We start from the raw sequence: 22,330 nt of genomic DNA, 5'->3' as shown, positions 1-22,330 counted from the left end.
CCGTCAGCCAGGCCGGAAGGATCGCTCGCGACACCATGATTGGCCTGCTCAAGACATGCGCCAAGCTGCGCATCTCTTTCTACCATTTCCTCGGCGACCGCTTCGCTGTCCCCGGCGCACCACACGTCCAATGGCTACCAGACCTCGTCCGGAACGCCCCAGCCTGAACGCACGGGAATCTGCCCCGGTTACCCCAGGCCGCCTCTAAGCCATTGATCATAATCGCTTTGTGATCGACGCCGTCCGATGTTAGAAAGACGCGCGGTTCCGATGCAGAAGGTTGTCGATGGACAGGAAATTGGCAAGCGAACGGGGTGCCGAACAAAAGGCGCTGGCGGCACGATGGACCATAGCCGCCGAAGCCATGGAGGCGCTGGCCGGCGCGCGGTCGATGGAAGCGATCATAAATGTCCTGCGGGCCTTTGCGCGCCGCGCGGTGGGGGCGGACGGCATCGCGGTCGTCCTGCGCGACGAGGACCAGTGTCATTATATCGCTGAAGATTCGATGGAACCGCTCTGGGCGGGGCAGCGCTTCCCGGCATCGAGTTGCGTGTCCGGATGGGCGATGGAGCATCATCGGACGGCGGTGATCCCGGACGTCTTCGACGATCCCCGCGTGCCGGTGGAGGCCTATCGCACCACATTCGTGCGGTCGATGGTGATGGTGCCGATCGGCCGCATCGAACCCATGGCCGCTCTGGGCGCCTATTGGTCCGAATTCGCGCAGCCCACCGACAATGAGATCGCGCTGCTGGAGGCGCTGGCCCGCGCCGCGTCCACCGCGCTGGAGAACGGGCGGCTGTTTGCGTCGCTGGAAGCGCTGAACGACCAGCTCGAACGCCGCGTCCGGGAACGCACCACGGAACTGGAGCGGTCGCAGGACAGCCTGCGCCAGGTCCAGAAGCTGGACATGCTCGGCCAGTTGACGGGCCATGTCGCCCATGACTTCAACAATCTGCTGATGCCGATCGTCGGCGGGCTGGACCTGATCCTGTCGGGCAAGCGGACGCCCGAATCGATCGAGCGGCATGCGACCATCGCGATGCAGGCGGCGGAGAGCGCGCAGACGCTGGTGCAGCGGCTCTTGACCTTTGCCCGCCGCCAGCCCCTGACCGCAAAGGCGGTCGACCTGTCGGACCTGCTTGGCGGGATGCAGGCCTTGCTGACCAGCACGCTGGGACCGCGGATCGCGCTTTCGGTCGATCTCCAGCCGATGTTGCCGCCGGTGCGCGCGGACGCCCATCAGCTTGAGGTCGCGCTGCTCAACCTGGCCGTCAACGGCCGCGACGCCATGCCCGATGGCGGCGCGCTCAGCATAAAGGCACAGGCACGCCAAAGCCGCCTGCCCGCCGCGCTGACGCCCGGTCCCTATGTCTGCCTGACCGTCAGCGACACCGGCACCGGCATGACCCCGGCGGTCAAGGCGGCGGCCATGGAGCCCTTCTTCACGACCAAGCCGTCCGGCCATGGCACGGGGCTTGGCCTTTCCATGGTCCATGGCCTTGCCGCCCAGCTTGGCGGCACGGTGGAGATCGACAGCGCCGTGGGGCAGGGCACCAGCGTCCGGCTATGGCTGCCCGTCGAGCGGGCGCCTGCCGTGAAGGCGACTTCCCCAGCAGTCGAGGAGGGGCCGAAAGAGCGTTCGGGCAAGGTGCTGCTGGTGGACGACAACGATCTCGTCCGGAACAGCACGCGGGAGATGCTGATCGACATGGGCTATGAGGTGGTGGACACCGACCGGGCCGAACGCGCGCTCAGCATGATCGAATCCGGCGACCGGCCGGACATCCTGATCACCGACCATATCATGCCGGGCATGACGGGGGTGGAACTGGCGCTGCGCCTGCGGGCCGATCATCCGCACATCGCGTTGCTGATCATATCGGGCTATGAGGGGGTGGACCTGATCGCGCCCGACATCACGCGCCTGTCCAAGCCCTTCCGGCATAATCATTTGCAGGCCTGCATAGCCGCGGCGCGGGCGCAGGCAGCCTGATCCGCATCCTGTTTCGGGGTCATGGCCCCTCTGCGGAGAAAAGCTTGGCGCAGGCCTGGCCCGGATATGTCCTGTGGCGCTTCGCTTCACTCTATTCAGGCCATCCCTGAAAAGGATGACTTTGCCGTGGATCGGAAGACGCGACCCAGGGCGCTTTCGCTTCGATGCCTGAGGCGGCGAGGCCCATTGACGGGACGGGCCTCGCCCTCTTTCCTCAGGCCGGTTGAGCGACGTCCACCGTGTAATGCGCACTGGTCTTGGCGGCGACTTCCTCCGCCGTCACGCCCGGCGCGCATTCGATGAGGCGGAACGGGCTGTCATGGTCGGGCCGCTGGAACACGCAAAGGTCGGTGACGATCATGTCGACCACATTCCTGCCGGTCAGCGGCAGGGTGCAGGCCGGGATGAACTTGGGACTGCCGTCCTTGGACGTGTGCTCCATGACGACGATGATCTTCTTGACGCCCGCGACCAGATCCATGGCGCCGCCCATGCCCTTGATCATCTTGCCCGGGATCATCCAGTTGGCGATGTCGCCATGTTCCGAAACCTCCATCGCGCCCAGCACGGTCAGGTCGATATGCCCGCCCCGGATCATCGCGAAGCTGTCGGCGCTGGAAAAATAGCAGCTCTGCGGCAATTCGCTGATCGTCTGCTTGCCCGCATTGATCAGGTCGGCATCCTCCTCCCCCTCATAGGGGAAGGGGCCGATGCCCAGCATGCCGTTCTCCGACTGCAGCGTCACTTCCACGCCGTCGGGAATATGGTTCGCCACCAGCGTCGGGATGCCGATGCCCAGGTTCACGTAGAAACCGTCCTGCAATTCCTTCGCCGCCCGCGCGGCCATTTCGTCACGAGTCCATGCCATTATGCGGCCTCCCTCTGGCGGACGGTGCGGAATTCGATTTTCTTGTCGTAAGGCGCTCCGACGATCATGCGCTTGACGTAGATGCCGGGCAGATGGATCGCATCGGGGTCGAGGCTGCCGGTGGGCACCACCTCCTCCACTTCCGCGACGCAGATCTTCGCCGCCGTCGCCATGGGCTGGTTGAAGTTGCGCGCCGTCTTGCGGAAGATGAGGTTGCCGCTCTCATCGGCCTTCCAGCCCTTGATGACCGCCACATCGGCGAAGATGCCGCGCTCCAATATATAATCCTGCCCGTCGAAGCTCTTCACTTCCTTGCCCTCGGCCACCGCCGTGCCCACGCCCGTCCTGGTGTAGAAGCCCGGAATGCCCGCGCCGCCCGCCCGGCAGCGTTCGGCCAGCGTGCCCTGCGGGCAGAACTCCACCTCCAGCTCCCCGGCCAGATATTGCCGCTCGAACTCCTTGTTCTCGCCCACATAGCTGGAGATCATCTTCCTGACCTGCCGCGTGCGCAGCAGCTTGCCCAGCCCCTCGCCATCGATCCCCGCATTGTTGGAGGCGATGGTCAGTTCCCTGACGCCCGAATCCCGGATCGCATCGATCAGCCGCTCGGGTATCCCGCACAGACCGAACCCGCCAGCGCACAGATGCATGCCGTCGAACAGCAAACCCTCCAACGCACTCGCCGCATCCGAATAAAGCTTTTTGACCATAAGCATGCCTCTCCTTCGGATCGCCATTCTGGCGGAGGCCAATTATCATTTCTAATGATTTGTTTTTTGCTTTAGCCAAAAGCCATGTCTATCAATCGCATCGGCCTCTTCCATCTGGAAACCCTGCTCTGGATCGACCGGCTCGGCACGTTCGCTGCGGCGGCGGAGCGGTTGAACACCACCCAGCCGGCGATTTCGGCGCGGGTAAGGGAACTGGAGAGCCATCTGGGCGCCCGCCTGTTCCGCCGCGAAGGCCGGACCATGTCCTTCACCCCCGCCGGGCGGCAACTGGTGCGCGATTGCGGACCTCTCTGGAGCGATCTGCAGAGCATGCTGCTGCGTTGCGGCGGATTGGCGGAAGCGAGCGGCGTGGTCCGCATCGGCGCAGGCGAAATCGCCGCGGCAAGCTGCCTTCCGGACTTCGTGTCGCAATTGAAGGGGGCGATGCCGCATGTCAGCCTGGAACTGGAAATCGACCTGACCGCCAACCTGATCCAGCAATTGCTGGTCGGGCGCGCCGATATTTCCTTCGCGGCCGGGCCGATCGCGCATCCGGCGCTCCAGTCGCGTCCCATCGGCGGGGTGAGCCTGGTCTGGCTCGCCAGTCCCGCCATTGCCGCGTCATTCCACGGCGATGCGGGGGACCGCACCATTCCGATCTGGTCGCTGGCCAGCCATTCCCCGATCTATGGGCGGATGCGCGACGCGATCGCCGCTTCGCAGATCGCCCGTAAATCGCTCAACCTGTGCAACAATGCGCGGATGATGATCGACATCGCCAAGGCGGGTGGCGGGATCGGCATCTTCCCGGAACCCATGGCCCGCGCCGACCTGATGAGCGGAGCCCTTGTGAAACTGGAGGGCATGCCGGCCCTGTCGCCCATCGAGTTTCATGTGGCCAGGCGTATTTCGGACAATGATCCGGTGATCGCCGCCATTTTCGAGCAGGCGAGCGCGCTGCGGCTGGGGCCGGAGGGCGAGGCCTGACCGCTGTCGAGACGGGCTTCAGGAACCCAGCGCCTGATTGGGATCGACGGTCCTTATGCTGCCGGGCATGTCGCGGCTTTCGGCCGGAGTGGCGGCGGCCGGGCCGCCCGGCGCCACGTCCGATCCCAGGGAAACCTCCTTGTCGACATAGACCTCGAACAGCGTGCCGGCCGGCAGCTTGACGTCCTTTCCGCGGACGATCACCGCCAGCGGCAGGAAGACGATGCCCGCGCCCACCGCGCCCAGGGTGCCGGACTTGCCCTGGGAATTGCGCTGGCCGCGCACCGGCACGTCCATCCCGCCCGCCCTGACCGTGCTGACCTTGATGTCGAGCTTGCCCGATCGGCCGAGCAGGCCATTGTCCCTGACGCGGCTCACTTCCCCCACCGCCGGGCTGCCGGCGGGGATGAGCGTCACGCCGCCGATCGTCACCGGCTTGGCCACGGCCAGTTCGATCCTGTCGCCGACGCGGGCGGATTTGGAGGAAATCTCCTGCCGGGTTTCCAGTTGGATGGCCATGCCTTCGGGAAGGATCGTCGATTGGGCAAGGGCGGGACCCGCGCTCGCCGCCAGCAGCAGGGGGATGGCAGAGCGTATCGGCAATGACAGGCGAATCATCGGTCCATCCTCTCCGCTTCGGCGGCCACGCCCCCGACCGCCGTGCAATTTACGCTTCCGGGGCCAGGGCATCAAGGAACGAGTCGGACCTGGCGCGGGCGAACGGCAGCTATTGCCGCGACGACCTTCGGCTGTGCCGACCGTCAGCCAGAGCGCGCCGCGTTCAATCGGGCGCAGGTCGCGCCTTCGCGCGGATGCCGATGCGGGAGACGGTCGGGCGGACGCCGGCCGATCCCGGCCCTCAGGGTTTCGCCTGTCGGGTCGAACTGCGTTCCACCCTGTCAGGACGAACTCAGGCGGATGCCCTTTGCCCGGACGGCGCGAACGCCTGCGCCAGCGGTCCCGCCATGCCCAGCACCGTCAATTCCCCGTCCATCAGCATCCTGCCGGCCTGCTTGCGCTGCACCTTGCCGCTGGTCGTGCGGGGGATCGCGCTGGCGGGCACCATCACCAGATCGGTGATGGCCAGTTCCAGCCGCTCCATGGCCGTGGCGCGCAGCCGGGCGGCAAGGTCCTGGAGTTTCTCGTCCGACAGGGACCGGGCGTCGTCGCGCTTCATCTCCGCGATCAGGACGATATGCTGCGCATCGCCCATCTCGATCTCCACGGCGGCGGCGCTTGCCTGTCCCACCGTGCCGGAAAGTTCCGACCAGATCTGTTCGACATCGCTGGGCGCATGGTTGCGGCCCCGGACGATGATCAGGTCCTTGAGGCGGCTGACGATGAAAAATCCATCGGCCGTGGAAAAGCCGAGATCGCCGGTGAGCAGGAACGGCCCGCCTTCGTCCAGCCGGCCGAAGCTCGCCTCCGTCGCGGCGGGATTGTCGATATAACCGGCGGTGATGTGCGGGCCGCGCAGCCAGATTTCGCCCACCGCGCCATCGGGCAGCGCCTCGCCGGTTTCGGGATCGACGATCCGCGCCTCCGCCCCGGCCATGGCGGGGCCGCAGCAGGCGAGGTCCAGCACGGCGTCCCCGCCGGCGCTCTCCTCCGCCCGACCTGCCGCGAGAGCGCGGCTGTCGTAGCTCTTGACGATGGGGTCGCTCCGGGGCGGAACCGCGATGGTCACGAGGGTGGATTCAGCCAGCCCATAGCAGGGCAGGAAGGCGCGCCTGTCGAAACCGGCACCGGCAAAGCATTCGGCAAAGCGGTCGAGCGTGGCGGGCCGCACCCGCTCCGCCCCGTTGAACGCGACGTGCCAGCCCGACAGGTCGAGACCGTCCGGCATGCCCCGCCGCGTGGCATGGTCGACGCAAAGGTCGTAGCCGAAATTGGGCCCGCCGCTGGTATGCGCGCGATAGCGGGAAATGAGTTGCAGCCAGGACATCGGCCTGTTGATGAACGCGGCGGGCGAGGTGATCACGCAGGTCGAGCCCAGGAACAGCGGTTGCAGGATGTTCCCGAACAGCCCCTGATCGTGATAATGCGGCACCCAGCCGACGAAATGGGAATCCCGGTCGTGGCCGAAGGCGGCGCGGATCATCGTCTCATTGGCGATGATGTTGCCATGGCTGATCATCACCCCCTTCGGGTTCGACGTGGTGCCGGAGGTGAACTGGAGCACGGCGAGCCGGTCCGGCGCGAGCGCCAGCGGCGAGAAGGCGTGCGATTCCGCCGCGAGCGCGGCAAATTCCAGATAGCGCACCGGGCCGGCGGACAGGGCGGCGGACAGTTCCTCCCCGAACAGGCCGGCCATGCCGTCGTCCAGCAGGATGCAGTCGGGCCGGATGTCGTCCAGCATGTTCAGGATATTCCGAAGCCGCGCTTTGCGCCGGCCGACCGGGGCGAGCGGAATGGCGACGCCGCCGACCGCGAGGCAGGCAAGCAGCGCGAGCGCGAAGTCGGTCCCCGCCGAGAAGAGGAGGGCGATCCGGGGACCGGCCGGCCCCCCCGCCGCCAACCCCCGTGCCGCCATGGCGCCGGCAAGCTGCCCGACCTGCGCCGCCACCTGCGCATAGGTCAGGCTGCTCTGCGGACCGTCGCCCTGGTCGAATATCAGCGCCGGCCGGTCCGGGACGCTGTTCCCATGGTCCAGTACGATGTCGACGATCGACCGGCTGAAGTCTATCTGCATCTTTTTTGCGAACCCGATGCTTTGGAGCCTTTTCACATGGAGCGAAAACGCCCAGTCCTTTGATGCCGCATGGTCCCGGTCGCCAGGCGATTCCGCCCGGTGACCGGGATATTCCGGTCATTCCGTCGCGAAGGCTATCCGGAGCAGGCCGATCTTCCGCATGCGGAAACCGGCGGCCGACATGCGCAGATAACGGGAATATTTCTCGACCGGATGGATGGCCGGATCGACCACCCCGCTGCGGACCGCGCCGCGCAGCCGGTTGCTCCACATCTCGCAGGTGCGCGCATAGTCCAGCCCGTCGTCGCGCAGCCGCTCGACGCGGAACAGACCCTTGCAGGCGACCACGATGTCCTCCAGCGTCGGCAGTTCCGCCGCCGGGAAGATCTCGTTCGCAATGAAGGGATTGGCGTCCTCCGGCGACATCCTGCCATAGGCGATGGTCTGGAGCGACAGACGGCCCTTCCCTTGCATCCAGTCGCGGCAGGCCTGGAAGAATTCGCGGTACACGCCGCGGCGCTCGTCCACGCTCTGCTGCGGATGGGCGAAATGCTCGAACGCGCCGACGGAGATGATCGCATCGAACGGCCTGTCGGGACGATAGTCGTGCCAGTTGGAAAGGACCGCGCCGATGCCGGGATCGCCCGATTGCTCGATATAGGCGAGCTGTTCCTCGCTCAGCGTCAGGCCGACGCATTCGGCGGCGCCATGCCTGCGCCGCAGGTTGCGCATCATGCCGCCCCAGCCGCAACCGACGTCCAATATGCGCATGCCCTCGCCTGCGCCGACCGATTCCGCATGATAGTCGAGCTTGCGCTGCTGCGCCTCCTCCAGCGGGGCGTCCTTGGGCAGGCCGTCCCACATCGCGCTGGAATAGGTCATGCTGGGGTCGAGCCACGCCGAATAGAAGTCGTTGCCGACATCATAATGGTGGCGGATGGCGGCGGCCGATCCGCCAAATTCGATCTGTTCGTCCTGGATCATGGCTGGACGCCGCCCTGCTGCGCCGCCATGTCGCTGACCGCCGCGGCGATGCCCGTCGCCGCGTCGCGGATCGCTTCCGCCTCGAACAACAGTTCCAGCGGCAGTTCGTCGGGCAGGTTCAGCCAGTTCTCCAGCTCCACCATCAGCGAGATCGCCTTGGCGGAATCGATCCCGAAACTGTCGAACGGCGCATCGGGAGAGACGGCGGCGGGCGCCACATTCACGATTTCAGCGATGCGGGCAATGATCCAGCTTTCGATTTCCTCTGCCGATGCCTGTCGAATAAGGTCGGAATTCATCAATGTCCCCCTGAAGCCGAACGGGTCGCCCCGAATCTGCCATAATAGACGTCCGCCCCGGTCGTGGCGGACGGGTGTGTGACGGAACCGATCTCCGGCTGGGCGGCGATCTTCTGCAGTTCCGGATGCTCGCGCGCCAGCCGGGCCGCCGCGACGTGCACATTCTCCTCCTCCGGAAGAAGCTGGTCGATGGTGATGTGCGAAGGCCGGGGCAGGCCCCACATCTGGCGCATCTCGTCGAGCGCGGCCTGCGACACCTCCACCTCATAGGCGACGGCCTCCCCCTGGCCGTAGTCCATGGCGGAACCGAGCAGGGTCAGCTTCCAGCCGACGCCGTAGCAGAAGCTGAGCATGCGGACATCGGTGAAGCCCACGCAACGGTCGATCCCGGCCTCATAGGCCAGTTCCAGCGGCGCGATCATGCACGCGGCCTTCCGTCGCAGATTGTGGCGGCGCATGCCCCGCTCAATGCAGAATCCGCGGCTCAGTTCCCAGGTGCGCCCGTCGTCGATGGGGCGGATGCCGGCCGGCAGGACATGCGAAAAATGATCGAGCAGCATGGAACAGTCGTCGGTGGGGCGGAAACGCAGCCCCATGACGACCCGGTTCTCGGTCGAAAAGCCTATGATGTTGCTCGCGCGCGCATCATCATATTCGTCATATTCCAGTCCGTCCTCGACCCTGAGATCCCAGCCGAGCTGGTTGACGAACACCTCCGCGCGGGCCTGGTGCAAATCTCTGATCTCGTCCTGGTACAGTGCGGAATTGTTCTTCGAAATCAGATGAATCAAATCCGTTCGTCCCCCGCATGCAGCGGCAGCGCCTGTAACATATTATACAGGGGAGGTCATCGGAAAGTTGCAGGGTGCAATCCATGTTCCCCGCAAAAATCCGGTCGATGAAGGGGGTTCAGGCGGCCTGCTTCTGCCGGGCGCGCTGGACATGCACCTTCACCGCCTGGACGGAGCGGTCGAGCGCCTCGGCAATGTCGAGGTCGCACCACCCGGCCTGCCGCTGGTCGAGTCAGAACAGCTCGGTCTCGGTCAGGGCGGAAGCGGCCAGATCGTCGCGCGCGTCGAGCAGGGCGATGCCCCGGCACAGGTAGAGCGTCGCCATGGCGTGCAGGTTCGCGCGTTCCTCCGGGCTTTCCAGCATGCTCAGCAGGCGGATCTCCACCTCATATTGCCGTTCGTCCCAGCCGGTGATCGGAAAGCAGATCTGCGGCAGGACCTCCGGCTGTGCGATCGGCCCGCACCAGCCGGTCTCACCGAACAGGAAGCGCCGCTCCCCATCGCCGACAGCGTAGCAGGCATGGCTCGCCGCCTGAAGGCCCAGGGCCTGGCTGAAGCGGGTGACGAGGCTCTCGATGCTGAGCGTGCCGTCGACCCCCGCGATGAAATCGGCGGCGGTGGTCGAACTTCCGGCGCGAAGCTGGGTGCTGGGGATATATTCGCTCATGGTTCCTCACGCGGCATATGCCTGCCGTCATGCCGCGTCAGGTCTTAAAAGCGGGTTAAGCGTGCCTTCCTGCCGCCTGCTTCCTGTTTGCGGCGGAACGAGCGTTCGCCGGGGTGCGGGGCTGCCGGCCGCAGAGCGCAAGCTCGTCCGATCCGGAGCCGGACGCAGGAAGAGTTTAACCAGCGGTTTACCAAGTCCGCCTATGATCGGCGGATTGAAAAAATATAGCGGGTTTCGTGGGCGATGACGAATTTTGGGTACAGGCGGCGATGGAAGTGGGCACTTCTGGTTTCCGCGACGATCGAACTGGCAGCTTCCGGCACGGCCTGGGCGCAGGCCCCGGCCGATGCGGACATGCGCGCCGACATCACGGTGACGGCGCGCAAGGTGCCGGAACCGCTGCTGAAGGCGCCGCTGGCGGTCACCAGCATTTCGGGCGATTCGATCGTGGCGGCGGGGTTGCAGACCATCACCGACCTGACCCGCATGGCCCCCAATGTCGACATCGGCGGGGGCATTGCAGGCCAGTTGCAGGGGCAGATCTCGATCCGCGGCATCTCCACCCTGGTCCGCAATATCGGGCTGGAAACCGGCGTCGGCATCTATGTGGACGATGTCTATGTCGGCCGGCCGGAAAATTTCGTCCAGCATCTTCTGGATGTCGACCGGGTGGAAATCGTGCGCGGCCCGCAAGGGACGGAATATGGCAAGAACACCATCGCGGGCGTCGTCAACGTCCAGACGAAGCAGCCCGACGCCGATCCCGGCGCCTCCATCCGGCTGGACGCGGGCAATTACGATTACAGGCGGGGCGAGGCAGTGCTGGGCACGCGCCTCAACGAACGGCTTTCGGTGCGCGGCGCGGTGGCCTATGCCCGGCAGGACGGCTTCTACAAGCATCTGTCCGGCGGCAGGGATGCGGGATCGACCGACCTGCTGACCTGGCGGCTGTCGGCCAAATATGCGCCGACCGACCAACTGTCCTTCATCGCCCGGTGGGAGGGGCTGCGCGACCGCGGCACGCCCGCCTTCTTCCAGGCGGACGCGCTGGCCGGCTATCCGGCGGATTTCCCTTCGCGGGAGCCGCTGCACATCAACAACAACCGGCCCAACCGGCTGCACCGCGACAGCCAGGGCATTTCGCTGAGGACGGAATGGGCATCGGACGCGATCACGCTGACGGCCATCACCGCCTATCGGGATTCCTCCTATCATGCCTCGCTGGACGACGATCAGGAGCAGGTCGACTTCGTCTCCGCGGACAATTTCAGCGACGATTCCCATTTCTTCAGCCAGGAACTGCGGCTGGCGGGCGGCACCGGCAAGCTGCGCTATCTGCTGGGCGCCTATTATTTCGACCAGATGGTGCGCACCGACCGGGGCCTGGGTCTGGGCGCCGATACCGGCGTGCCGGGCGAACCGATGCTGACCACCAAGGGCAGCGTCAAGACGGAGAGCGGGGCGCTGTTCGGGCGGCTCGACTATGAACTGACCGATCGCCTGTCGCTTTCCGCCGGCCTGCGCTACACCAGGGAGAAGAAGCGCGCCCATTTCGTCCAGGATGACGCCAGCGGGACGGGTATCTTCACCTATCTGGGCTTCCCGAACCTCACCTTCGACGGCCGGTCGACCGATGACGACCTGTCGCCCAGCGCGACCATTTCCTATGAGGTCGTGCCGGACGCCAATGTCTATGCGCGCTTCTCCCGCGGCTTCAAGAGCGCGGCTTACAATGTCGACCTCGCCTCCTCGCTGGGCGGGCTGACCGCGAGCCCGGAAAAGGCGACCAGCTATGAGGTCGGCTTCAAGATGCTGACGCTGGACCGGCGGATGCGGCTGAACCTTGCCGCGTTCCACACCGATTACGACCGGTTGCAGGTGTCGCAGGTGCTGGGCAGCGGGCTGGCGCTCACCAATGCCGGCCGTGCGCAGGTGGAGGGCGTGGAAGGCGAGCTGTCGCTGCAACTGACGTCCCGGCTGCGGCTGGAGGGGAATGCCGCCATTCTGGACGCACATTATAAGAGGTTCGACAATTGCGGCGTTCCCGCATCGGTCATTCCCTCTGTCGGCAGCCCCAGCACCGACTGCACCGGCAACGACCTGGTGCTGGCGCCCCATTTCACCGGCTATGGCGCCGTCAGCTATGAGGTTCCGGTGCGGATCGGCACGATCTTCGCCCGCGCGGACGTGGATCACCGGTCGACCGTCTATTTCGAGCCGACCAATTCGGACGCCTTCAAGGCCGGGCCGCGCACGCTGGTCAACCTGCGTTTCGGCCTGCGTCGCGGGCAGTGGGACATCGCCGCCTGGGTCCAGAACCTGACCGACAGGATCTACAAGACCTATGCCGACGACCGGTCCGGTCTGGGCGTGTACCGAACGGCGGCATACGGGCCGCCGCGCACCTATGGCGTCAGCCTTTCGGCGGCATTTTAGGACGTCGCGCTTGGGCGTGCTGGCTATGGCCCATATGGCGGCCATTAAGGAAATCTTAGCCAGCAAATGGTGAAACCTTCTTAAGGGCCGCGGCGCCGGGACAGCAGGAGTAGAATGGCGGACCAGATTTCATCGCGGTCACCTGATGAATTTCAAGGCAGGCAGGACCCGATGGATGGCGACCAGCAGATACTGGCGTCGGCAGGGGTCTTGCGGTGGTCGGTCGACGGGGATGGGCTATGCCATCCCGATGCCGCCACCGCGAGCCGTTTCGGCGTGCGGGACGGCCAGCCGCTGCTCCGCTGGTTCCGCGGCGTGCACCGGATCTTTCGCAAGCCCGTCCTCCAGCTTGCCCGTGCCGTTCTGCGCATGGGCAGGGCCGAAGCGACGCTGACGCTGGAGGATCGTGAAGGCATCATGAGGAATATGCGTGTCGTCGCGCGCATCCGTCGTGACGGGGCGGGCCGGCCGGCGGCCGACCTGGTGATGATCGACGTCACGACCGAACATGCCGAAATCGGACGGCTGCGCCGCAGCACGGAAAATCTGCGCCTGATCGTCGAATATAATCCTCAGCTTCCCTGGCTGGCCGATCCCGACGGCCGGATCATCGACTTCACCGATCGCTGGCTGGAAAGTTCCGGCCTGGACCGGGAGGAGGCGGAGGGCAATGGCTGGCTGGCGGCGACGCATCCGGATGACATCGGCCCGCTGACCCACCGGATCACCCATTCGCTGACCACCGGCGAGCCCTTCGACGTGCGCGTGCGGCTGATGGTCAACGACCAGTATCGCTGGATGCGGGCGCAGGCCTATCCCCGGCGCGACGAGGAAGGCCGGATCATCCGCTGGTACGGCTATACCGAGGACATCCATGAAAGCGTGCTGATCGAGGAGCAGATACGCTGGAACGCCGAGCATGATTCGCTGACGCAGCTGCCCAACCGGGCGATGTTCAACGCCTGCCTGGACAAGGCGCTGGCGAGCGCCATGACCGACTTCAAGAAGGTCGGCGTCTTCCTGCTCGACATCGACAATTTCAAGGACGTCAACGACCTGATGGGCCATCATGCCGGTGACGAGCTGTTGAAGAGCTTTGCCTCTCGCCTGAAGGAAATCTTCGCCGGCGACGGGGTGGTGGCGCGGCTGGGCGGCGACGAGTTCGCCATATTGATCGAGAATGTCGAAAGCCGGCAGCAGCTTGCCGATCTCGCCAATCGCGTCCTCACCATTCGGGAGACGCTGTTCGCCGCCGGGCGCTCGCTCGAATGCCGCGGCAGCATCGGCGTGGCCGCATTCCCCGAGGATGGCCGGGTCGCGACGGAACTGCTGCGCCATGCCGACCTGGCGCTTTATCGCGCCAAGTCGCTGGGCCGGGGGCGCATGCAGATGTTCGAGCAGTCGCTGCTGGAGGACATGCAGGAGCGCGTGGCCATGATCAACCGGGCGCGGACCGCCGTGCGCGACGGCACGATCATCAGCTATTATCAGCCCAAGGTGTCGTTGCAGACGGGCGAACTGGTCGGGTTCGAAGCGCTGCTGCGGTGGCGCGACAGTTGCGGCACCATCCGCTCGCCCGCCGAAATCTACGCGGCGTTCGACGATCATGACGTCGCTGACATGATCGGCCAGACGATGACCAGCCAGGTGTTCGCCGACATGGCCGCATGGCGCGCGCGCGGGCTGACGCTGGGGCATGTCGCCATCAACGTGTCCTCGGCCGAATTGCGGCGGGAACGCTTTGCCGGACGCTTGATCGAGACCATGGACCGCTTCTCCATCGCGCCCGATTCCATAGAGATCGAGATCACCGAAGGGGTGTTCCTGGGCGCGGGGTCGGACACGGTGCGCCGTTCCATCGACGAACTGCACATGTGCAACATCCCGCTGGCGCTGGACGATTTCGGGACCGGCTTCGCCTCGCTTTCCCATTTGCGGTCGCTGCCCGTCAGCACGCTGAAGATCGACCGTTCCTTCGTCAGCGGCGTGACGGCGCGCGAAAGCGATGCCGCCATCGTTTCCGCGCTGATCACGCTGGGCCGCGCGCTCAACATGAAGGTGGTGGCGGAAGGCGTCGAGGAAGCGGACCAGTCGGTCAAGCTGCGCGAACTGGGCTGCGACTATGCCCAGGGTTTCTATTTCGGCCGCCCCGCGCCGTCGGAGAATATTCCCGCGCTGATCCAGTCCTGGAGCGAGAATAGCGCCATCATCACCCTGAACCGGCGGGCCGCGCCCTGGCCTCCGCGCGGGATGCGCGGGGAAGGCCGCGCGGACTCGCTGACCGCCTGAGGGAAGATCGGATCCCGGTCAGGTGAGGCGCAGGGACGTGGTGCGGCTTCAATCCGCTCGCGCCTGGAGCATGCTGCGCCAGATCGGACGCCGGTCGCGTGCTCCAGCTTTCTGTTGTCCCATCCTTTCAGGCGGAAAACCGGTTCCAACCCGTCGACAGGCTTAGGGCAGCTTTTCCGCACGATTGGCTCTAGCCGTTGACGATGGTGCCCCCATTGGGATGCAGCACCTGCCCCGACATGTAGCTGGCGTCCTCGCAGGCGAGGAAGAGGAAGGACGGGGCGACTTCATTGGGCTGGCCCGGCCTGCCCATGGGCGTGCTTTCCCCGAAATGCTCCAGCTTTTCCGGACTTGCCCCGCCGCTGGGATTAAGCGGGGTCCAGATCGGCCCCGGCGCGACGGCGTTCACCCTGATGCCGTCCCCCACCAGATTTTCGGACAGCGACCGGGTGAAGGCGGTGATCGCCCCCTTGGTGCTGGAATAGTCGAGCAGTTCCTTCGACCCCTGATACATGGTGACGGAGGTGCAGTTGACGATCGCCGCCCCGCGCTTCAGATGCGGCCGCACCGCCTGCGTCAGGAAGAACATGGCGAAGATGTTGGTCTGGAAGGTGCGGCGCAGCTGTTCCTCGCTGATGTCGGTGATGTCGCTGTCCGGGTGCTGCTCGCCCGCATTGTTGACGAGGATGTCGATCCGCCCGAACTGCTCCACCACCTGCGCCACGGCCCGCTGGCAGAAGTCCCGGTCGCCCAGGTCGCCCGCGATGGCGAGCGCCCGCCGCCCTTCCGCCCGGACGATCCCGGCGGTCTTTTCCGCGTCGTCATGTTCGCAGAGGTAGAAGATCGCGACATCGGCCCCTTCGCGGGCATAGAGCGCCGCGACCGCCCGCCCGATTCCGCTGTCGGCGCCGGTGACGATCGCCACCTTGCCCGCCAGCCGGCCGGAGCCGGGATAGCGCGGTTCCCATTCCGGCTTGGGCTCCAGCCGGCTTTCATGGCCGGGCAGGCCATCCTCATGGATCATCTCTTCGGTATCGGGCATCGCAAATCTCCTTTCCCCGAAGAACACATTGCCTGCTGGGGAGTTCATTGGCTGGAGCCCGGTTCGGCGCGTGGATGGGGCGGATGGAGACATGCGATGGTTCTGAAAGCCCTGGCCCTCAACTGCACCCTCAAGGCGGGGGACGGCGAATCCAGCTCGACCGAGGCGATGATCGCGGTGCTGGCGAAGGCCCTTGCCGTCCATGATGTCGAACTCACCGGCACGGTGCGGGTCGCGGCGCTCGACATCAGGCCCGGCGTGACGTCCGATGAAGGAGAGGGCGACGCCTGGCCGGCGTTGCGCCGCAGGATATTGGACCATGACGTAGTGATCTTCGGCGGCCCGATCTGGCTGGGGCAGATCAGCAGCGTCGCCAAGCGGGTGCTGGAACGCATGGACGCCTTTCTGGGCGAGACAGACGACCGGGGCCGCATGCCGAGCTATGGCAAGGTTGCGGTCGCGGCGATTGTCGGCAATGAGGACGGGGCGCATTTTTCGACCGCGCAATGGTTTCAGGCGCTGAACGATGTCGGCTGGACGATTCCGGCCACGGCCGCCTGCTATTGGGTGGGGGAAGCCATGGGCTCGATCGATTTCAAGGATCTGGGGGAGGTGCCGGAGAAGGTGGAGAAGACCGCGAAGATGGTGGCGGGCAATGCGGCGCATCTGGCCGGCCTGCTCCGGTCCTCCCCCTATCCGGGCTGAACCCAGGTGGCGAAAACCGGCCGCGTCGCGCATATCCGGGAAAATATCGTCCTTTACGGCGCGCTGCTGGCCAATATCGGCATTGCGGTCGCCAAGTTCGTCGCCTCGGCCCTGACCGGCTCCTCCTCCATGCTGACGGAGGGGGTGCATTCGATGGTCGACAGCGGCAACCAGTTGCTGCTGCTCTATGGTCAGGCCAGGGCGAAGAAGCCCGCCGACGCCGCCCATCCCTTCGGCTATGGGCGGGAGCTGTATTTCTGGGCCTTCGTCGTCGCCATCCTGATCTTCGCGGTCGGCGCGGGCGTATCCATTTATGAAGGCTGGCTCCATATCCGGCAGCCGGAGCCGCTGCGCGGCCCCGCCGTCAACTACATCGTCCTGGCCATCGCCTTCCTGATGGAGGGCGCATCCTGGACCATCGCCGTGCGGGAATTCGGACGCAAACGCGGCCCCAGCAGTTGGTGGCAGTCGATCCGCCGGTCGAAGGACCCGGCCGGCTTCATCGTCCTGTTCGAGGACAGCGCCGCGCTGATCGGGCTGATCGTGGCGGCCATCGGCGTCTGGGCCAGCCATTATTTCGGCAATGCGCGGCTGGACGGCGTCGCCTCCATCGTCATCGGGCTGGTGCTGGGCGCGGTCGCGGTGCTGCTGGCGCGGGAGGCCAAGGGCCTGCTGATCGGGGAGAGCGCCGACCGGGCCATCATCGACACGGTCTGGGCGCTGCTCGACCGGCGGCCGGAGATCACCGCCGTCAATCACATCCGCACCATCCACACCGCGCCCGACGCGGTGTTCGTGGCGATCAGCGCCGATTTCGCCGACGATCTGCGCATGGGCCGGGCCGAAAGCCTGATCGAGGAGATGGAAAGCGAGATGAAGCGGGCGATTCCCGAACTCACCTCCATCTATATCCGTCCGGAAAAGCGGGAGGACGCCCTGGTCCAGCCGCGCGCTTCCGCCTGATGGCCGGCCCGCCCCGCCTGTTCGCGGCCTTCCACGTCCATATTCCGTCAATTGGCCCCTTGACCATCTGATGACGATCGTCATCTAACGTCGGTCGATCGATCCGGGAGGAAGGCCTTCATGCTGTCAGCGTCTCTCGCCCGCCAAATGGGCACGCGGCAAATCCATTATGGATGGGCGGTGCTGGCCGCGACCTTCTTCACCATGCTGGTCGTCGCCGGGGCCGTGGGCGCGCCCGGCGTGTTCATCATCCCCCTGCAAAAGGAATATGGCTGGAGTTCGGCGGATATTTCCGGGGCGCTGGCGATCCGTTTCCTGCTGTTCGGCGGGATGGGCCCGTTCGCCGCCGCCTTCATGAACCGCTTCGGCGTGCGGCGGATGATGCTGATCTCGCTGTCCATCATCGTCGGCGGGCTGCTGCTGTCGATGGGCATGACCCGATTGTGGCATCTCGTCATGCTGTGGGGCGTCGTCATCGGCATCGGCACCGGGCTCACCGCCATGGTGCTGGGCGCCACCGTCGCCACGCGCTGGTTCGCGCACAGGCGCGGGCTGGTCATGGGGCTGCTGTCGGCCAGCACCGCCACGGGTCAGCTGGCCTTCCTGCCGCTGCTCGCCGCGCTGACGGAGCGGTTCGGCTGGCGCGCCTCGGTCCTGCTGGTGTGCGGCGCGATCCTGCTGGCGGCGATGGTCGTGCTGCTGCTGATGCGCGACCGTCCCGCCGACCTCGGCCTGCCGCCCTATGGCGAGAGCGAGGTGCATCCCGCCCCGCCGCAGCCCGCCAGCTTCAGCGCCCTGCTGATGAGCCCGCTCCGCATATTGGCCGATGCCGCGCGGGTGCCCAGCTTCTGGATATTGTTCTTTTCCTTCTACATCTGCGGCGCCAGCACCAACGGGCTGGTCCAGACGCATTTCATCGCGCTTTGCGGCGACTATGGGCTGGAGGCGGTGGGCGCGGCGTCGATGCTGGCGATGATGGGGCTGTTCGATTTCGCGGGCACGCTGGCGTCGGGCTGGCTGTCGGACCGGTTCGACAATCGCTGGCTGCTGTTCTGCTATTATGGGCTCCGCGGCCTTTCGCTGCTCTATCTGCCGTTCAGCGACTTCTCTCTCTACAGCCTGTCGGTCTTCGCGATGTTCTATGGCCTGGACTGGGTCGCGACCGTGCCGCCGACGGTCAAGCTGACGGCGCAGCGTTTCGGACCGGAGCGGGCCAATGTCGTGTTCGGCTGGATCTTCGCCGGGCATCAGCTCGGCGCGGCGAGCGCGGCGCTGGCGGGCGGCCTTTCCCGCACCGTCTGGCAAAGCTATATGCCCGCCTTCGTCGCGGCGGGGATATTGTGCCTGATCGGCGCGGGGCTGGTGCTGCTGATCAATCGCGGGCGGAGCAAGACCTTCGTCCTCGCCTGACCGGCTGTGTGGAGAGGCTTGGATGCTGCAAGGAAAAATCGCCCTCGTCACCGGAGCCGGACGCGGCCTGGGGCGCGAGATCGCGCTGGGCCTGGCCGGGGCCGGCGCGCATGTCCTGCTCCATGGCCGGAATGTCCGGCAGCTTGAAGCGACCGCCGCCGCCATCGCCGCCTCGGGCGGGACGAGCGCGCCGCTGATCTTCGACCTGCAGGATGGCGAAGCGCTGCGGGCGGCGCTCAGCCCCTGCGGCCCGATCGACATATTGGTCAACAATGCCGGCCATCGCGACCGCAGGCCGATTGGAGCGCTGGACCGGCTCGCGGTGCGGCAGATGCTGGAGGTCAATCTGGTCGCGCCCTTCGACCTCGCCCGCACCATCGCGGCCGGGATGAAGGAGGGCGGGCGGATCGTCAACGTCACGTCCATCGCGGGCCAGATCGCTCGGTCGGGCGACGCGGCCTACACCATGGCGAAGGGCGGGCTGGACGCGCTGACGCGGGCGCTGGCGGCGGAACTGGGCAGTCGCGGCATCACCGTGAACGCCGTCGCCCCCGGCTATTTCGCGACCGAGGCCAATGGGGAGATGACCGCCGACCCGGCCGTCGCGGATCATCTCGCCCGCCGCACATCGCTGGGACGCTGGGGCCGGCCGGAGGAGATTGTCGGCCCGGTCCTGTTCCTGGCGTCGGACGCGGCATCCTACGTCACCGGACAGGTGCTGGCGGTGGACGGCGGCTACACCGCCCACTTCTGAAGCGATTCAGGCGGCCAACCCCCGCATCCGCAGCAGCGCGTCGACCTCCGGCGCGCGCCCGGCAAAGGCCCGGAAATTCTCGGCGGCGGGGCGGCTCGCCCCGGCGGCAAGGATTTCACGCCGGAAAGCGGTCGCCCCGCCGCCCGGAATATCGGCATGGGCGAAAATCTCGAACGCGTCCGCCGACAGCAGTTCCGCCCAGAGATAGGAATAATAGCCCGCCGCATAGCCGCCCGCGAAAATATGGCTGAACGCATGGGCAAAGCGGTTCCATTCCGGCGGATGGACCACGGCGACCGCCTTGCGCACCTGATCCAGCACGGCGTTGACCCGCGCGCCCTGTGCCGGGTCATAATCGCGGTGGAGCAGCAGGTCGAAGGTCGCGAATTCGATCTGCCGCAATATGGCAAGGCCCGCCTGAAACTGGCGCGCCGCCAGCAGCCGGTCGAACATCGCCTGCGGCAGCGGCTCGCCGCTGTCGACATGGCCGGACAGGCCGATCAGCGTGTCCCTGTCCCAGGCGAAATTCTCCATGAACTGGCTGGGCAGTTCCACCGCGTCCCATTCCACGCCGCTGATGCCGCCGATCGACGGCAGGTCCACCTCGGTCAGCAGGTGATGCAGCACATGGCCGAATTCGTGGAACAGCGTCACCACGTCATTATGCGTCGCCAGCGAAGGCCGGTCGCCCGCGGGCGGCGCGAAATTGGTGGTGAGATAGGCGATGGGCAGATGCAGCCGGTCGGCATCGCGGAAGCGCGAACGGCACACGTCCATCCACGCCCCGCCCCTTTTGCCCGCCCGCGCGAACAGGTCGAGATAGACGCCCGCCACCACGCTGTCGTCCGCGTCCAGCACGTCGTAGAACAGCACGTCCGGATGCCAGGTCGGCACGCCCTGCCGGGCGACGAGGCGGACGCCGAACAGCCGCTCGATCAGCGCCTGCGTGCCCGCAAGCACGCGGGGCAGGGGAAAATAGGCCTTCAGCGCCTCCTGATCCACGCCATGCAGCGTGCGGCGCATCGCTTCGGCCACATAGGAAAGGTCCCATGGCTGCACATCGTCCAGCCCCAGATGCTCGGCCGCGAAGGCGCGCGCCTCCGCCAGTTCGCGTTCCCCCACCGGCCGCGCCCGCTTGGCGAGGTCGGTCAGGAACGTCAGCGCCTCGTCGGCGTCGGCCGCCATCTTGGTCTCCAGCGAATGGGCGGCGGAATCGGCAAAGCCCAATATCTGCGCGGCTTCATGACGCAGCGCCATGATCGCGTCGATCCGTTCGCTATTGTCGTGGCTCCTGTCCTCCGCCTGATCGGAGGCGCGGCTGTTGTAGGCGCGATAGACCCGCTCCCGCAGCGCCCGGTCCTGCGCATGATAGAGGATCGCCAGCACGCTCGGCTGGCGCAGCGTGATCAGCCAGCCGGTCAGCCCCTTTTCCTGCGCATAGGCGGCCAGGATCGCCTTGTCGCTGTCCGGAACGCCCGCCAGCGCCGCCTCGTCGGTGACATGCTCGCTCCAGGCTTCGGTGGCGTCGAGCACCGCGTTGCCGAATTTGGTGCTGAGGTCGCTCAACTCCACGCCGATGTCCAGGAAACGCTGCCGCGCCTCCCCCTCCAGCGCGACGCCCGCCAGACGGAAGCCACGCAGGGCGAGATCGACGGCCCGCTGCGCGGCGGGCGGCAGGCTGGCGAAATCGGGGCGGGCGGCGAGGCGGGCGACGGCATCGTGATGGGCCCGGTTCTGGCCCGCCTCCATCAGATAGGCGGTCATCAGCGCCTGCGCTGCGGCGTGCGCTTCCCGCAATTCGGGCGTGTCGGCGACGGAGGCGAGATGCCCGACCGGCGACCAGACCCGCGACAGCAGGAAATCGGCGCGCTCGGCGGCCAGGATGACCGCGTCGAAATCATCCTTCCCGCTCGCGGTGATCCCTTCGATGGCCGCGCGGTGGGCCGCGATCGCTTCCTCCATGGCGGGGATGACATGGGCGGGCCGGATGGCGGCGAAATCGGGCAGGTCGCTGTCGGCAAGGAGGGGATTGGCGGTCGTCATGGCTACTCGTGGCTTGCGGGCCTCCGTGGCAGGAGGAACAGCCTCTAATTGGGCGCGGGCGAGCGGCTGTTCAAGCGTTTCCGGTCAGGCGAGCGTCAGATAGATTTCCGCTTCGATGACCCAGTCCGCGCCGACCTGCCGCCATTTGGCGCTGTAGGTGCCGGATGCGAGGGGACGGTCCGAACCGGCGGTCACGCCCTGCCATCGGCCATTCTCCATCGCGATGGGTTCGACCGGCGAGGCGACGATATGCTCCGGCGTGCGGGTGTAGATGGTGCGCTCCGCTGCGGCGAATTCCCGCTTCCACGCCTGAAGCTGCGCCTTGCGGCCGGAGATCACCGCGCTGTCCGATCCGGTGACGAGCATGGCCTGGGGCGCGAGCAGGGGACCGATGGCGTTCAGGTCCGCCTCCGCCAGGGCGCGGTTGAAATCGGCGCGGCGCATGCGGATGGCAAGGTCGGGGGATGTCGTCATCGGGCGGCTTTAGGATTCTTGACCGGAAATGGCCAATCCAAGACATTCCCCTCCCGTAAACGGGAGGAGTTAGGGGTGGGCGCGAGCGTAGCGAGCTTCTGACTTAGCCGTTGAAAATTCACGCTGATGCCGCGCCAGCCCACCCCCTAGCCCCCTCCCGCCTGCGGGAGGGGGAATGTCCTGATTTCACCCCGGAAAGCCGCTCAAATCCGCATCTGGT

20 protein-coding genes are annotated in these 22,330 nt (G+C 66.2%); 8 read left to right on the top strand and 12 right to left on the bottom strand.

Annotation, left to right across the window (positions count from 1 at the left end; all coding sequences use genetic code 11):
* The first annotated feature begins 286 nt into the window (after nt 1-286).
* On the top strand, nt 287-1,996 hold the full coding sequence (locus K7W03_RS21690; RefSeq protein ID WP_222887294.1) for an ATP-binding protein: 1,710 nt from the start codon (nt 287-289) through the stop codon (nt 1,994-1,996).
* A 214-nt stretch (nt 1,997-2,210) separates the two neighbouring features.
* Here the strand turns inward: K7W03_RS21690 and K7W03_RS21685 are convergent, their stop codons facing one another.
* Nucleotides 2,211-2,864, bottom strand: coding sequence for a CoA transferase subunit B (locus K7W03_RS21685; RefSeq protein WP_044661041.1), 654 nt, complete (start codon nt 2,862-2,864; stop codon nt 2,211-2,213).
* Complete coding sequence (locus K7W03_RS21680; RefSeq protein ID WP_222887295.1) at nt 2,864-3,574, bottom strand: CoA transferase subunit A; 711 nt, start codon at nt 3,572-3,574, stop codon at nt 2,864-2,866. The genes K7W03_RS21685 and K7W03_RS21680 overlap by 1 nt, the downstream gene beginning before the upstream one ends.
* 84 nt (nt 3,575-3,658) lie before the next feature.
* Between K7W03_RS21680 and K7W03_RS21675 the strand changes: the two genes are divergently transcribed.
* Nucleotides 3,659-4,561, top strand: a complete 903-nt coding sequence (locus K7W03_RS21675; protein WP_222887293.1) for a LysR family transcriptional regulator — start codon at nt 3,659-3,661, stop codon at nt 4,559-4,561.
* Nucleotides 4,562-4,579: 18 nt separating this feature from the next.
* Here the strand turns inward: K7W03_RS21675 and K7W03_RS21670 are convergent, their stop codons facing one another.
* The 7 genes from K7W03_RS21670 to K7W03_RS21645 form a co-directional block, all read right to left on the bottom strand.
* Nucleotides 4,580-5,179, bottom strand: coding sequence for a hypothetical protein (locus tag K7W03_RS21670; protein ID WP_222887292.1), 600 nt, complete (start codon nt 5,177-5,179; stop codon nt 4,580-4,582).
* 292 nt (nt 5,180-5,471) lie between these two features.
* A complete protein-coding gene (locus K7W03_RS21665; RefSeq protein WP_222887291.1) occupies nt 5,472-7,253 on the bottom strand; it encodes a fatty acyl-AMP ligase in 1,782 nt (593 codons plus the stop codon).
* 117 nt (nt 7,254-7,370) lie between these two features.
* Complete coding sequence (locus K7W03_RS21660; RefSeq protein ID WP_044661043.1) at nt 7,371-8,237, bottom strand: SAM-dependent methyltransferase; 867 nt, start codon at nt 8,235-8,237, stop codon at nt 7,371-7,373.
* Nucleotides 8,234-8,536 carry an acyl carrier protein gene (locus K7W03_RS21655; RefSeq protein ID WP_048575637.1) on the bottom strand — a complete coding sequence of 101 codons (303 nt, stop codon included), beginning with the start codon at nt 8,534-8,536 and terminating at the stop codon, nt 8,234-8,236. Before K7W03_RS21655 ends, K7W03_RS21660 begins: the two co-directional genes overlap by 4 nt.
* The gene (locus K7W03_RS21650) at nt 8,536-9,327 is read right to left on the bottom strand and encodes an acyl-homoserine-lactone synthase (RefSeq protein ID WP_025551308.1); all 792 of its coding nucleotides are present in this window, start codon (nt 9,325-9,327) and stop codon (nt 8,536-8,538) included. The genes K7W03_RS21655 and K7W03_RS21650 overlap by 1 nt, the downstream gene beginning before the upstream one ends.
* 118 nt (nt 9,328-9,445) lie before the next feature.
* Nucleotides 9,446-9,523, bottom strand: a complete 78-nt coding sequence (locus K7W03_RS27930; protein WP_319024331.1) for a hypothetical protein — start codon at nt 9,521-9,523, stop codon at nt 9,446-9,448.
* Nucleotides 9,524-9,559: 36 nt separating this feature from the next.
* Complete coding sequence (locus K7W03_RS21645) at nt 9,560-9,994, bottom strand: hypothetical protein (protein ID WP_226870384.1); 435 nt, start codon at nt 9,992-9,994, stop codon at nt 9,560-9,562.
* 243 nt (nt 9,995-10,237) lie between these two features.
* On the opposite strand from K7W03_RS21645, the gene K7W03_RS21640 reads away from it, so the two are divergent.
* The gene (locus tag K7W03_RS21640; protein WP_140043104.1) at nt 10,238-12,430 is read left to right on the top strand and encodes a TonB-dependent receptor; all 2,193 of its coding nucleotides are present in this window, start codon (nt 10,238-10,240) and stop codon (nt 12,428-12,430) included.
* A gap of 171 nt (nt 12,431-12,601) precedes the next feature.
* On the top strand, nt 12,602-14,719 hold the full coding sequence (locus K7W03_RS21635; RefSeq protein WP_044661048.1) for a putative bifunctional diguanylate cyclase/phosphodiesterase: 2,118 nt from the start codon (nt 12,602-12,604) through the stop codon (nt 14,717-14,719).
* A gap of 190 nt (nt 14,720-14,909) precedes the next feature.
* On the opposite strand, the gene K7W03_RS21630 is transcribed toward K7W03_RS21635, so the two are convergent.
* Nucleotides 14,910-15,761, bottom strand: a complete 852-nt coding sequence (locus tag K7W03_RS21630) for a glucose 1-dehydrogenase (RefSeq protein WP_048575634.1) — start codon at nt 15,759-15,761, stop codon at nt 14,910-14,912.
* A 96-nt stretch (nt 15,762-15,857) separates the two neighbouring features.
* Here K7W03_RS21630 and K7W03_RS21625 point away from each other — a divergent pair, with 96 nt between their 5' ends.
* The 4 genes from K7W03_RS21625 (at nt 15,858) to K7W03_RS21610 (ending at nt 19,593) form a co-directional block, all read left to right on the top strand.
* The gene (locus tag K7W03_RS21625) at nt 15,858-16,466 is read left to right on the top strand and encodes a flavodoxin family protein (protein ID WP_222887290.1); all 609 of its coding nucleotides are present in this window, start codon (nt 15,858-15,860) and stop codon (nt 16,464-16,466) included.
* Between the two features lie 6 nt (nt 16,467-16,472).
* Nucleotides 16,473-17,429: a cation diffusion facilitator family transporter gene (locus K7W03_RS21620; RefSeq protein ID WP_222887289.1), complete on the top strand. Its 957-nt coding sequence runs from the start codon at nt 16,473-16,475 to the stop codon at nt 17,427-17,429.
* Between the two features lie 120 nt (nt 17,430-17,549).
* On the top strand, nt 17,550-18,839 hold the full coding sequence (locus K7W03_RS21615; RefSeq protein WP_222887288.1) for an MFS transporter: 1,290 nt from the start codon (nt 17,550-17,552) through the stop codon (nt 18,837-18,839).
* Between the two features lie 22 nt (nt 18,840-18,861).
* The gene (locus K7W03_RS21610; protein WP_222887287.1) at nt 18,862-19,593 is read left to right on the top strand and encodes an SDR family oxidoreductase; all 732 of its coding nucleotides are present in this window, start codon (nt 18,862-18,864) and stop codon (nt 19,591-19,593) included.
* A 6-nt stretch (nt 19,594-19,599) separates the two neighbouring features.
* Here K7W03_RS21610 and K7W03_RS21605 read toward each other — a convergent pair whose 3' ends face one another.
* Nucleotides 19,600-21,636, bottom strand: a complete 2,037-nt coding sequence (locus K7W03_RS21605; protein ID WP_222887286.1) for a M3 family metallopeptidase — start codon at nt 21,634-21,636, stop codon at nt 19,600-19,602.
* Nucleotides 21,637-21,720: 84 nt separating this feature from the next.
* Nucleotides 21,721-22,110: a nuclear transport factor 2 family protein gene (locus tag K7W03_RS21600; RefSeq protein WP_222887285.1), complete on the bottom strand. Its 390-nt coding sequence runs from the start codon at nt 22,108-22,110 to the stop codon at nt 21,721-21,723.
* Nucleotides 22,111-22,330: the final 220 nt, after the last annotated feature.

It is taken from the genome of Sphingobium sp. PNB, from assembly GCF_019873065.1.
Lineage (GTDB): Bacteria > Pseudomonadota > Alphaproteobacteria > Sphingomonadales > Sphingomonadaceae > Sphingobium > Sphingobium fuliginis.
The sequence above is the reverse complement of the archived record's forward strand: the minus strand, read 5'-3'. Positions and strand labels throughout refer to the sequence as shown.

What these genes read in the sequence shown, in the direction of transcription:
- K7W03_RS21600 (WP_222887285.1), bottom strand. Translation starts at nt 22,110, where the DNA reads ATGACGACATCCCCCGACCTTGCCATCCGCATGCGCCGCGCCGATTTC.
- K7W03_RS21675 (WP_222887293.1), top strand. Translation starts at nt 3,659, where the DNA reads ATGTCTATCAATCGCATCGGCCTCTTCCATCTGGAAACCCTGCTCTGG.
- K7W03_RS21615 (WP_222887288.1), top strand. Translation starts at nt 17,550, where the DNA reads ATGCTGTCAGCGTCTCTCGCCCGCCAAATGGGCACGCGGCAAATCCAT.
- K7W03_RS21640 (WP_140043104.1), top strand. Translation starts at nt 10,238, where the DNA reads ATGACGAATTTTGGGTACAGGCGGCGATGGAAGTGGGCACTTCTGGTT.
- K7W03_RS21680 (WP_222887295.1), bottom strand. Translation starts at nt 3,574, where the DNA reads ATGGTCAAAAAGCTTTATTCGGATGCGGCGAGTGCGTTGGAGGGTTTG.
- K7W03_RS21670 (WP_222887292.1), bottom strand. Translation starts at nt 5,179, where the DNA reads ATGATTCGCCTGTCATTGCCGATACGCTCTGCCATCCCCCTGCTGCTG.
- K7W03_RS21635 (WP_044661048.1), top strand. Translation starts at nt 12,602, where the DNA reads ATGGATGGCGACCAGCAGATACTGGCGTCGGCAGGGGTCTTGCGGTGG.
- K7W03_RS21630 (WP_048575634.1), bottom strand. Translation starts at nt 15,761, where the DNA reads ATGCCCGATACCGAAGAGATGATCCATGAGGATGGCCTGCCCGGCCAT.
- K7W03_RS21665 (WP_222887291.1), bottom strand. Translation starts at nt 7,253, where the DNA reads ATGCAGATAGACTTCAGCCGGTCGATCGTCGACATCGTACTGGACCAT.
- K7W03_RS21660 (WP_044661043.1), bottom strand. Translation starts at nt 8,237, where the DNA reads ATGATCCAGGACGAACAGATCGAATTTGGCGGATCGGCCGCCGCCATC.
- K7W03_RS21605 (WP_222887286.1), bottom strand. Translation starts at nt 21,636, where the DNA reads ATGACGACCGCCAATCCCCTCCTTGCCGACAGCGACCTGCCCGATTTC.
- K7W03_RS21610 (WP_222887287.1), top strand. Translation starts at nt 18,862, where the DNA reads ATGCTGCAAGGAAAAATCGCCCTCGTCACCGGAGCCGGACGCGGCCTG.
- K7W03_RS21690 (WP_222887294.1), top strand. Translation starts at nt 287, where the DNA reads ATGGACAGGAAATTGGCAAGCGAACGGGGTGCCGAACAAAAGGCGCTG.
- K7W03_RS21625 (WP_222887290.1), top strand. Translation starts at nt 15,858, where the DNA reads ATGGTTCTGAAAGCCCTGGCCCTCAACTGCACCCTCAAGGCGGGGGAC.
- K7W03_RS21645 (WP_226870384.1), bottom strand. Translation starts at nt 9,994, where the DNA reads ATGAGCGAATATATCCCCAGCACCCAGCTTCGCGCCGGAAGTTCGACC.
- K7W03_RS21655 (WP_048575637.1), bottom strand. Translation starts at nt 8,536, where the DNA reads ATGAATTCCGACCTTATTCGACAGGCATCGGCAGAGGAAATCGAAAGC.
- K7W03_RS21685 (WP_044661041.1), bottom strand. Translation starts at nt 2,864, where the DNA reads ATGGCATGGACTCGTGACGAAATGGCCGCGCGGGCGGCGAAGGAATTG.